General features: G+C 39.9%; 10 protein-coding genes. 2 read left to right on the top strand and 8 right to left on the bottom strand.

Annotated features, from left to right (window positions below):
- Positions 1–327 precede the first annotated feature (327 nt).
- Positions 328–1,371, top strand: a complete 1,044-nt coding sequence (locus CL667_00290; protein MAL16119.1) for a hypothetical protein — start codon at positions 328–330, stop codon at positions 1,369–1,371.
- On the opposite strand, the gene CL667_00285 is transcribed toward CL667_00290, so the two are convergent.
- The gene (locus CL667_00285) at positions 1,364–2,116 is read right to left on the bottom strand and encodes a nucleotidyltransferase (GenBank protein MAL16118.1); all 753 of its coding nucleotides are present in this window, start codon (positions 2,114–2,116) and stop codon (positions 1,364–1,366) included. The two genes, CL667_00290 and CL667_00285, sit on opposite strands and share 8 nt — an antisense overlap.
- A 5-nt stretch (positions 2,117–2,121) precedes the next feature.
- Entirely contained in the window at positions 2,122–3,441 is a 1,320-nt protein-coding gene (locus tag CL667_00280) for an inositol-3-phosphate synthase (protein MAL16117.1), read from the bottom strand.
- A 199-nt stretch (positions 3,442–3,640) separates the two neighbouring features.
- On the opposite strand from CL667_00280, the gene CL667_00275 reads away from it, so the two are divergent.
- Positions 3,641–5,077 (top strand): hypothetical protein, encoded by a 1,437-nt coding sequence (locus tag CL667_00275; GenBank protein MAL16116.1) that lies wholly within the window; start codon positions 3,641–3,643, stop codon positions 5,075–5,077.
- Here the strand turns inward: CL667_00275 and CL667_00270 are convergent.
- The 6 genes from CL667_00270 to CL667_00245 all read right to left on the bottom strand — a co-directional run bounded on the left by CL667_00270 (position 5,074) and on the right by CL667_00245 (position 11,898).
- Positions 5,074–5,979, bottom strand: a complete 906-nt coding sequence (locus tag CL667_00270) for a sulfotransferase family protein (protein MAL16115.1) — start codon at positions 5,977–5,979, stop codon at positions 5,074–5,076. The two genes, CL667_00275 and CL667_00270, sit on opposite strands and share 4 nt — an antisense overlap.
- 22 nt (positions 5,980–6,001) lie before the next feature.
- Positions 6,002–7,018, bottom strand: coding sequence for a hypothetical protein (locus CL667_00265; GenBank protein MAL16114.1), 1,017 nt, complete (start codon positions 7,016–7,018; stop codon positions 6,002–6,004).
- 18 nt (positions 7,019–7,036) lie between these two features.
- Complete coding sequence (locus tag CL667_00260; GenBank protein ID MAL16113.1) at positions 7,037–8,212, bottom strand: hypothetical protein; 1,176 nt, start codon at positions 8,210–8,212, stop codon at positions 7,037–7,039.
- A 34-nt stretch (positions 8,213–8,246) separates the two neighbouring features.
- Positions 8,247–9,797, bottom strand: a complete 1,551-nt coding sequence (locus CL667_00255; GenBank protein MAL16112.1) for a hypothetical protein — start codon at positions 9,795–9,797, stop codon at positions 8,247–8,249.
- A gap of 104 nt (positions 9,798–9,901) precedes the next feature.
- Positions 9,902–10,495, bottom strand: coding sequence for a hypothetical protein (locus tag CL667_00250; GenBank protein ID MAL16111.1), 594 nt, complete (start codon positions 10,493–10,495; stop codon positions 9,902–9,904).
- 17 nt (positions 10,496–10,512) lie between these two features.
- Positions 10,513–11,898 (bottom strand): hypothetical protein, encoded by a 1,386-nt coding sequence (locus tag CL667_00245; protein MAL16110.1) that lies wholly within the window; start codon positions 11,896–11,898, stop codon positions 10,513–10,515.
- Between the last annotated feature and the right edge of the window lie 80 nt (positions 11,899–11,978).

The following is an 11,978-nucleotide window of genomic DNA, read 5'->3' as shown; positions in this document are numbered from 1 at the left end:
AAAACTTTTCCTCATTGGCGTTCAACATAAAGAACATTCTATTCAATCCGACAAGCGCATAAATTAACTTTTTTTCTACTCATTTATTACCGGCAGTTGCATAATCTTTTCATAACAGACTAAAGAAAAATCCGCTTCGTTAGCTACCCTGAAAAAGTATTTTATTTCTTAACAATTCAGCAATGTCTCAACCATTCAATTCTTATACTTTAATACCAAATGGAAGTAACAATATTTGCGTTGATAGTACATCAATGAGATAAGTGATCTATATTCATCCAATTATTTCTTTTGCTCAATCACCCACTATCTAAGACTTCATCATTAATGAAAATATTTATCAAGCTGCTCTTTGCTTGTTTTATTTCGTTGAATCTTCAGGCTCAGACTATCTACTTCCCTACCGGAAATTTTGAGGATTCTGATGGAGATGACTTCGTTGCGAGGAATTTGCCCAGCAAATATTATAATGAACTCTGGACTTACCACATCAATCTGGATAACGGTGTTCAGATTATTAATACGTTTTCAATTAATGACTTTGGCTCGTTTAAAGGCCGTGCTACCGGAGTGAAATTATCGGTGAGCTGGAAAGATGGAAATACTTATGTAGTCAATAAGGAATATGACACATCTACATTTCAAGCGAATCCCGAGGACAATTATATCAGGCTAAATCCTGACCGCCCCTATTGGGCGAAAGGAAGTTTTGATGACGAACACCGGCTCTTTTTTCATAACACGAAAGATGGCGTTCAGTACGATGTCGACCTCACTTTCTATGATATTGCCAAGGGTAAAACCTTAGGGGATGGAGTCTATAAAGTTGGAGACAATGAAATCGGAATCTCTCTTCTGATGCCCCACGCAAAAGTAAAAGGTATCGTGGCCATTAACGGGGATACCCTTCAGGTTACCGGCACCGGCTATATGGATCATATTTATCAGAATAATCTTTCCTCAGAAATCATTGACCGAAGCTACCGCATCAAAACAGGTGATGATGAAAATGGGATGTATTTTCACTTTCTGACGTTAAAAAAGGCCAACCTTCAGGTTCCCATAGGCTACGGTGTTGGGTATAATAATGGAAATCCTTTTCTGATCACTCCTTCATATATCGACCGTATCGAGTCGGATAGCAAAACCAGGGAATTAGATCGCTATGTTCAAATCAAACCCTACCAAACAGATCTTTTGAATGTTAGAGTAAAGAAGCACATGGATACCTATTCGCTGCTCAACGAACTTGGCGGTATTAAAAAATTCCTGGCTAAACAGGTTATTGGCGGGGAGCTTGTTGAACTGAACGGTACCGTTACCATTAACGGGAACAGACCGGGTTACTTTTATTACCTGGTCGCTAAATAAAAGTACGGGACTTAGATCTCAATACTTTTTCGGCATGTTCGAGCATTTCAGGAGTATCTACATCTTGCCAAAAAGCATCACCAATATCGAGCGTGTGCATTTTTCCTGATTCTGCCAGAGTCCGAACACCATCAGATAGTGAAGCATCACCGGTGGCTTTGTAAACCTTTTCAATCTCACTAAGCAAACCTTCTGTACAAACGAATACACCAGTATCGATACAGTTATAGTCGGTGATCTGCTTACCGATTGCTTTTACACGCCCTTCTTTTACTTTTACTTTAGTGGCGTCGTCCATGTCAAAGATTTCGTCCACTTTGTAATCTACCAATAAGGTCGCCGTGCCTTTATCCGGGCGGTGTGCTCCGGCCAGTTTCATCATCTCATCAGAAAGAATGTGATCGGCCATTGTAAGAATGAACGTATCATTTATTAATGGCGCAGCTGCAAGAACAGAAATGCCGTTACTCAAGTCATACTTTTTGTTATGAGCAAATTCTATCGGCAAGTTGCCGGTATAGGATTCCAGGATATCATTCTTAATTTCTTCAAAGCCATATCCAAGCACGATAACAACCTTACTGCATCCTGCAACTTTTAAGCTTCTGATTGTTCTATAAATCAGAGGCTTATCATTAACGCTTGTTAAGGGTTTTAAAACTGTATTCGAGTCCACCCCTTTTAGGCGTGAACCGAAGCCAGCTGCAAGAATTACACCTGTCTTTTGCTGATCAGTATCAGACATAGGTTCTATTTGTAAGAGTCGTAATTTTCAGAAAGGTGGGTTACCGGTTCTTCACCACCCATCACACGGAGAGTATTTTTTAGACGGAAATGCTGTATGAAAATATCATGCTCCTGAACGTGACCATCTTCTACTTGTGGACTCTTGAAGTAGAAACTCAACCATTCCTGAATTCCAGCTTTACCGTTCCGTTTTGCAAGATCAAGAAACAGAGCCAAATCCAAAACGATTGGGGCGGCAAGAATAGAGTCACGGCATAAGAAATCAACTTTGATCTGCATTGGGTAGCTCATCCATCCGAAAATATCGATGTTATCCCAACCTTCTTTCTCATCACCTCGTGGTGGGTAATAGTTAATTCTTACTTTATGATAGAGGTCTTTGTAGAGGTCTTTGTAAGTATCGGGCTGTAAGATTGTATCTAATACGCCAGACTTAGTTACTTCTTTTGATTTGAAGCTTTCCGGATCATCCAGTACTTCACCGTCACGGTTACCTAAGATATTTGTAGAGAACCAGCCTCGGATTCCCAACATTCTGGTTTTAAAACCCGGAGCCAAAATGGTTTTCATTAATGTCTGCCCTGTTTTGAAATCTTTTCCGGCAATTGGCACACCTTTTTGTTCAGCAAGCTGAGTAAGAGCAGGAATATCAGCCGACAAATTTGGAGCACCATTTGCGTAAGGTACTCCTTCCATGATAGCTGCATATGCATAAAGCTGTGATGGAGCAATTGCTTCATCATTCTCTTCCAGGCCTTTTTCGAATGCCTCTATAGACATATGGCACTCTGATGCAGATTGGTACACTTCCGTTGAACCACACCAAACCATAACTGCGCGTGAAGCTCCGGTTTCTTCCATTCTGTTTCGAATGTCTTCGCGCAATTGCTCAGCAAGATCCTTCTTAGTGGTAAAATCTTTGACATTAGGTCCTTCAAGCTTCTTCACATACTTCTGCTCAAAAGCAGCCGACATTGGCTTAATCGTTTTGAGAAACTCTGAAATAGGCTCCAGATCCTGAGGCTTAAGTACACTTGCATGAACACAAGCGTCATATACATTGTCAGGCTTTACATCCCAACCTCCAAATTCCAGATCATTCAAATCAGCCAGGGGCAGGAAGTCTTTAATGAGCGGGCTTCGATTCTCAGAACGAGCACCTAAACGAATAGTTTGCATCTGTGTGAGTGAGCCGATTGGCTTTGAGAGTCCCTTTCGGATTGACTCAACTCCTGCGATAAATGTTGTTGCTACTGCGCCCATACCCGGAGTTAATACTAATAACTTTCCGTCTGCGGCTGATTGATTGGTGGTTTTTGACATTCCTAACTTTTTAGCTGAAAATTTTAATCCTTAAAGATAAAGAACTTGTTAATGTTATGTTAGCTTATAATTGGTAATTCTATAAGAATTCGTAAATACTGTTCCGATCGTTCGTTTCAATTGCGTCTTCTTCGCCCTATATTTGTTTTCGCTAAATCTCAAAATCATGAGAAACTATTCACGATGACAAAACTCAATAATGAGCAATAAATCGTTTGCCCGAAGAGTGGCTTCCTCAGTGCTGTACAGTGGGTTAGGTTCTGTTACAGCACGTCTTCTTAATGCCGTAGCTCTTTTTTATACCCTTAAAGTTATTTCTGAAGAGCAATTTGGAATTGCTGCTATAGCTCTCGCTTTTTTTAGCACTACGAAAGCAATAACTGAGTTGGGTTTGGGAACAGCCATTGTTCAAGAAAACAGAATCGGTCGTACTCAGGTTGATTCACTTTTCTGGACTAGTTTTATCCTTTCTATTGTCGTTTATGGTTTGATTTACCTTGCTGCTCCTTTTGTAGGGCAATTCTACGATACCCCTGTTTTGTCTTCAATGATTCGGGTTTACATGCTGGGCATTATAGCATTTAGTTTCTATATGATTTCGAGCAAACTAATGATGCGGGATCTCGAATTTAAGAAGCTGGCCATCAGTGATAATGTGGCGCTAGCTTCTTCTGCAGGTTTGATGATTTATCTGGCTTTTAACGGTTGGGGAGCGTGGGCCATCATCCTTGCTGAACTGGCAAATAAAGTGGGTCAGATGGTATTCTGTATGTTCTTCAAACCATACTTCCCACGTTTCAGGTTTAGCTATGAGCAGGTGAAACACCTGATAGAATTCGGGCTTTTTACAACGGGTTCAAATTTCTTCCAAAAGTTCTACATGAACGTAGATTACCTCATTATTGGTAAATTCTTTTCCATGGAGTTAGTTGGGATTTATTCCTTTGCATACCGGCTGGTTTTTGACACGGTTAAAGAATTATCGAATGTAATCAACCGCGTGGCATACCCTACATTTGCAAAACTTCAGTACGAAATCCCTCGTCTCAGGAATTACTTCTTTACAATGTCGAGAGCGAGCATGCTTTTGGTAGGAACGGTTATGGTGATTATTGGAACCTATATCGACTGGTTTCTCCCACTCGTTGGTTATGAAAAATGGATGGATGCCGTTCCATACATGAGAATCTTTGTAGCTGTAGGAATTATACAATGCCTTGTAACCCTACTACCTAAACTGATCAACGCTAAAGGCGAAGCGAAATTTATCTTCTATTTCACGTCAGCTAATGCAGTTTTATTACCTGTTGGTTTCTTGATAGCATCACAAATAAGCATGATGGCAGTAGCCTTAGTATGGTTGACGGTATACCCTCTAGCCTCTCTTGTAATCGTTTATTTTGGGGCAAAACTCACAGAGACCAACGTCTGGAGATTCGGATTCAAAAGTATTTCAGCCTTTATTACCCTTATCCCTCTTGCTGCATTTGCTTACGCTGTTCGGTACGGAATAACTTATTTCTTTGAGGAAACTACCATTCTGGCTGTTGCTCTTGCTTCGCTCTTTGTCTTTTCAATTACCGCAACCGTAATATGGTTCCTGGAAAAAGATGCGATTAAGGCTATACGTGGTTAGTCAGCCTCAACAGTGAATTCATAATCCTTGAGAAAATCGTACTTTTGACTTCGTTCAGCAACCTGATCAATCATTTCCTGTGGCCACTCAATTCTAGTCCGGCTTTTGGATGGAGAATCAAACACTTTAGCTGCTGCCGCCTTGATATAATCTTCATAAGGCTCCAGTTCTAGAAAAGTAATGAGTGTCCTGAGCGTATCTTCTGAATTTTCGATAAATTCTTCGTGGGTGAGCTCACACCATTCATCCTCAGCAACCTGAGACTTTAGCTTAGCGTTAGCTTCAACTCTGTCGAAGTATCCATCTATAGCTTCTTGCAGTGTAGGGTTTACAGACCATTTTCGCTTATGTGTAGCTATGTTATCCAGTGGGTGCCGTACAATATGGATCAACTTGATAGGCAACTGCATTTCATCTCGCAGTTTTTCAATAATATTAGGCCGGGCTATGAGGTGAAGAGAAGAACCCCCTCCTTTCTTATCACCGATTACTTTGAGGTTGCGGTAGCGTCCTTGCCATAATCCCTCAATCGAATAATCGTATCCCGTCCACTCACGTCCTTTTCCGGTAAATACTTTGTCTTTATGCAAAATTAAACTGAAAATTTGCTCTCGGCTAAACCCGGCTCTTAGGTATCGTAATGCATCGAGTTCGTGAGAGATAACCATGTCTGGGTGAGCATCCAGCAGAGAGCCAACTAAGGTGTGGCCGCTACGTGGGTATCCAACAAACATGCAGTATCGTTCTATTTCGTCATAATCCCACTTAAAGTGAGAGTTCATGACTTTACTTTTTACAAAATCCCAGGGCATACCAAGATCGGCACGAAGGTCGCGACGTTCGAATCCAAGTGCATCAGATAAAGCAGTTATCTGTTCACCAATTTTTTTGAATACCGCCATTGTTACTTCCTAACTTTTAAATCTATTTAAATTTACCTTTTCGTGGATTTTTGTACCCCTCATAACGAGCGTTTGTCAAAGTGGCCCAAATCGATCTGCTGAAATCTACGCATTGATAGAACAACTTTTTGGGAAAGGAAAGAGATTCTCCACTCTTTTCGTAATTCATTTTTTGAAGATTCTTCCCTGCCATACTCTCTACTAAAGAAATCTGCCATTTGGTTAGCTTTGATTTCCATTCCTCATTTTTATCTTTTTGAATGGGTTTAAGGGTCCCTTTTTTCCAAGACTTCTCTCCTTCAGCAAAACCTTTTTCGTCTCTTTTATAGTACTCCAGCATTTGCTCTTCAAAGTTAACCCCAAGGAAGGCACAAATCTGTTTTAACATCCCTTCCGAGTCATCGATCAAATCCTGATATCTGAGCATCATGTACTGTTTGTCAGTCAATTGGGATGAAAGTTGTTCGTGCATGTTCACGTATTCCCGCCACCTTCTAGTTGTTACAAGTACAGAAGGTGAACCAAAATGAGCCTTAATTTCTGACCATGCAGCAGCTCTTGGGTCTCTAAACATGGAGATGAATTTCGCTTTCGGATAAACCTTTAAAATTTCTTTAACCTGCATTATATGCCGGGGCGTTTTTTCCCCAATCATCTTCTTCCCTCTTTCCTTTCTGTACATCGTTAACTGGAGCGTGAAAAGTTCTTCTGGAGTCTTCAAGTCTAACTCCTTGGCTTGTTCACTAACTGCTTTTTCATCAAGCCCCAGATCTTTAATTCTGGTTTTACCGCTGTACCAAAACCGGAGTAATCGTTCTCTGAACGACTCAGAAGAATCAGACTCAAATTTTCGATTTAAAAATTCATAGGAATGGAAAAAATGAGTCTCGGGAGGAATTACCATCTCGCTATGCGAACTCAGCATACTTTGCAGCAGTGTAGATCCGGAACGACTCGTACCCACGACGAAAAATATCCTGTCTTTTGTATCCTGAAGATCTTCTGTATTGATGGTGCTACTCACTGGATAACCGTTTATTCTTTATGTGGCAGGAAGTTAACCTTCTGAGTCTACAAGTTCATTAATCGCTTTCCAGATTCGTTCGCAGTTCTTACCGTCTGCAGAAAGCATGTGTTTATCCAGATATTTTTGAGCAGCATCGGTACAACAGTCCGGTTGTTCGAGCCCTTTATTAATCTGATTCATCATCGAGTCAAAGCTTTTAGCCAACATTCCGCCATTATCTTCAGGCGGATATTTCCAGATAAATTTGATTGAATCCACTTTCTTCTTCTTAATCCCGAATACAGTTTTATTCAACCACATAAATGACTCATCCTTACTTTTTACAGGATAAACGTGTACAGTAGGCCTTCGGGTAGCATAGAATAGATTGGCTATACTACTGAAGTTAGTCACCAATAAATCAGCAACTTGGAGATCCAGAAAGTTATCAGGATGATGATCTTTAAATTTCAGCAGAATGTTATCATACTTTGTTTCCAGGCTTTGCAGAAATTCAAGGTAATGGTGCTCAAACCGGTATGAGTCGTGCAACCGAAGAATTACGTTTACACCTTTTTCCTTCATATCAGTAAGTAGCTTATTGAAAAGCTGGTCTTCATCTCCCCAGTGCGAAAACACTTCTCCGTAGTGCCAAGTGGGGGCAATCAGAACTGTTTTCTTGTTTACTACATCAAAGGGGTAATACTTCTGTAACTGTTCTTTTGGTACGTCTTTTTGAAGGTAATCATGGCTTGCTGAACCCAGATTCACACAATTTTCTTCATGGAAACCACTTACTTCTGTTCTGTGTTTGAAATCAACTTCACCAAAAGTAGCCCATTTAATATCGGGATTGGGTTCTTTCATGCTTCCCCAAGTGAGCTTAATATTGCGATGAAGCCATTTAAACTCTTCTTCATCGTTGGGGCCTTTCCATCCATAGCCATGCCAGAGAATAAGTGCTTTGGGACTTATCATGCGTAGCGGAATGTTATTATCCATGATGGTTACATCCGGCTCAAAACCCTTAATACCACGAATAAGCGTAATTTTACTGGAATTATGGAGCTCTACATCAATATCCCAGAAATCGAAAATTCCTTCTTTCTTAAACTGATCAACATCATCGAGAAGTACTTTAACTTCAGCATCGGTCTCATCCGATAAATATTTAGTGAAGCTCAGTAAGTCTGCGCCAAAAGTAGTGGCGTAGATCAATATTTTCATGCTGATGAACTTTTAGTTAGTTGCCTTAAAGCTTTTAATTATTTCCATAAAGACCCACCCTAAATCCGGCTTTAAAAATAGTAGCCAACCTTGATGCACTACGTCCGGCGATATTTTGATAATTGGCAATATGATTATATCCCGTATCCAACTCAAACCAAAAATTGGAGTTTGGCTGATAAAGAACATGAAGACCACCTCGGACTGTATTTTCTTCCTGTCCGGTTAAAATCACATCAATTACACTTCCATCTGGTTTGCGTCTGTTAAAGTCCTGATTAATCACCTGTTCACCTTTAGAATAATAGGTTAGATAAGGCGCTACCATTAGCCCTCTCAGGTGCTGATCCAAAAAGAGCTGCGGGTATAATTTTACCTTGATATAATCATTGGTTGGAGTCGCTATTCCTCTGTTAAGATATAGATATCGACCTTCAGCATTATCTGTATTATACGTTTGATAGGACACAGCTTCTAACTCCAGATTCAAATCCATACCAGAACTTTTGGGAGCATAGTTAATTGAGGACAGAAATGTAAATGTAACAGGTTCCCCTTCGTTAGTAGTATGTTCAAAATCATCAATTAGAAGCTGACCATTTAAAGTGATATTCCTGAACTGAGTCCAAACCATTCCCCCAATAATGAGATTATTGGTTTCATCCCAAGGAATATTATCAGACATAAATACATGCATAAGCAGAGGATTGCTATATTTTAGAGAAAGCCCTGAGTTACTGCCCGAGTATAAAATCGATTCAAAAAAACTAAATCTTAGTTTGGGTGTTGGGTGAATGTTCAAACGATGAATAGAAATAAACCTGTTCGTAGATCCTTCCTCGAAATAAGTTTCTTCGACAAAAACTCCGGTTTCAGAAAGATCATTGAGTTCCCCAATGATGCTTTGAAAAGAAACATACTTCCCTTCCAGACTAATATTCAGATTATCAAAAGAACGGGCATTGGTACTAATAATGGATGAAGCCTCCCCGAACTTACCCCAATGGTGATTATATCGCCCAAGCATAACCTTAACACCTGGTTTTTGATAACCCACGTAAGAATCTTCAGCCCTGATAAATAGTCGTTTCGCTGAATCAAAGCCATCCGGATCCTGATCGTAATAGTAGTCATGACGGAAAGAAAATTGGCCTACAAAATTTTCTTTCTCCATATATCCTGTCAGAGTTGCTGAAGGATAAATGTATAGATTTTGGTTAAGCGGGTTTATAGGATCAAGTCTTTCGGTATCGCTAAAGACAGGTGTGGAGGAGAATTCAGCTCCGATTTCATTTTCCTCAGCGTCATTAAGGTTTACACGGTCTTTAATGAACGACAGCCAAATTTTCTCGTTCTTGGAGAGTGTTTCTTCGTCAATTTTAGCAATTGACCTTTTTACCTGTCCGTAAGAATATGGAAGCACTGTAGGATCTAAATCCAGCATATTACCACGGTTTTGCAGGCGCTGGATGTATTCGTAAGTGTAATCCGAAAGTGTCAATATCCGGCTATCCTGGCCGTATAGATTCAGCGATAAAAGAGAAAAAGTAAGTGCAAATACAGCCGTAGTTATTTTTTGGATCATCAAGAAAAGTAAATAATTAACTCCTGTACCAAGATATTAAATCTGCCACAAAACAAAGTAATTGTATTCCAATAATCGTGAACTAATTAGATTATGTATATAACCTAAGCTTTTGCAGCTCTTTTCCTTAAGCTTTCTAAAAGCGGATCAAAACCTCGCTGATTGATAATACGCTGAAACTGCCGGTTATAAGAAGATGCAGTTGATACATCATCAATTTCCATATCAACTATTACCCATTCGCCGTTTTGAAATTCCATCTCATAATTAACAGGGGTACGAATATTTTCAAGCTGAGCAAGTGTTTCAACGCGAGCTTGCGAGCCATTTACCTGAATATCCTGGTAGGTAACCGTTGCTCGATAAATATCTAGCTTGTTTAAAGACTGATCCCGAACAATTGTTCCGAAAAGATCCACAAATTCTGTTCTCTTTTCTGTTGAGATTGTATCAAAAGTAGTGTCTAGCGCTTCTTTAGCCATTGCCTCAAAGTTAATTACTCCATTTATAATTTCTTTGAGCTTTGCACGCTGTTCGTCGGTATAGTCAGTGCCTTCAGGACCAACTAACTGCTTGATTTGATCATCTCTTTGTTCGAGCATTGTTCTAATCTCTTCAGGTGTTTGCTGTGCAAACGCAGTAGTTGAAACTAAAAGCGCTAAAAGAATAACTCTGAGTCCGATTTTAAACATATTCATTGGATTCAATTTAATAATTAGTTTGTAATCAGGGTGGTTAACGGAATACCTGCGGATTTATTCAATTTTGCCAAGGATGAATTATACTCAAAAATTCGCTGCTTAAGTTGAAGCTTTAGTTCCAGCTCTTTCCGCATTGCATCAATAAGGTCCTTCACTTCACCCATACCAAAATCATAGTCTAATTGTTCCTGCCTTAACCACTTCTTAGATGTAACTAACGCTTCATCTGTTTGTTCTACCTTCACGTTAGCTAGAGATGTCTGCCGATACTGGTTGTTAACTTCCAGCAAGATACCATCTTTTGCTGCGTCTTGAGCAAGTGAGGCTTTCTTAAGTTGAATCTGGCTGCGTTCAATATTCGCGCGTATGGAAAAGAAGTTAAGTTTTTGGCGGATTGTAAACCCAAAACCACCTGAAAACAAATTAGTACTGTTCTCTATGAATGGATTAGACTGCCGTGGTCGGTTGGGAGTGTTCGCAAAGTTGACGTAACCACCAAGATATAGTCCGGGTAGATTTTGTTTTTTTAATGAAGTTATATAGGTCCGCGTTGCGCTTTCACCTACTCTTAGCGCCTCTAGTTCAGGTCTGTTGTTAAAAGCTGCGTCCTGATAAAATCTTAATGATTCAATATTTGAAGCTACAGGATCCAAGAATCGAATTTGGGGCTCAAATACAGTCCCTTCCTCATTTCTTAACACATAGTTCCACGTCTCCGTCACAAACCGCATGTTTTCTTCGACTTCAGCTTTCTGAATTTCAAACTCAGACTTATAAATTTCGAACTTAAAAATCTCAGAGTCATCCAGGCTTGTATCCCCTTCTTCCTGCATTTCTTCAATACGACGCTCGACCTGATTCACTTTGTCTTGAGCTTCATCTAAAAGTCTTTCAATTTCCAGCGCAAGTATATAGCTGTAGTATAGATCGAATATCCGTACCTCAAGGTCAGCCTTCTGTGCATCAAAACTGTATTGAGCGGCTTCGGCACCTAAGCGTGCGGCTTCTATTGCTTTATTGATAGCACCCCAAGTAAAAACCGGTTGAACAGCTGAGAGCTGAAATTTGGTGAATATAGCCCAGTTGGTCCAGTCGTTTCTAAGATTAGGATCCAGATAATATTCATCTCTTGGCAAACCTGGAACATCACTTTCTATACCAGGAACCAAGCCATGCTGAGTAGTAAGACTGAGATTTGGTAAAATACGCTGAGCTTTAGCTTGTTTAACCTGATTCTCTGCAAGCTCAACATCCTGTTGCTGATATTTAACTTGGCCAGAATTCTGTAGGGCTTTATTCAGAAATGTATTGAAATCAATCTGCAATGTATCCTGAGCAAATATTCCGGCATTGCTGGCTAGCAATAGAAAAATCACAGTAAGAGGAATTCGTGCTGTCATATTAGTTTTTAGTTTTGAAGCGTAAACGCATGCACGATAATATTATTTAAAACTCATTATATAAAACAGAAATAGCCCCA

Origin of the sequence: Balneola sp. (genome assembly GCA_002694685.1) — a bacterium.
In the GTDB taxonomy this organism is placed as follows: Bacteria; Bacteroidota; Rhodothermia; order Balneolales; family Balneolaceae; genus Gracilimonas.
Note: the sequence above shows the minus strand (reverse complement) of the source record. Positions and strands in the feature narration are given on the sequence as shown.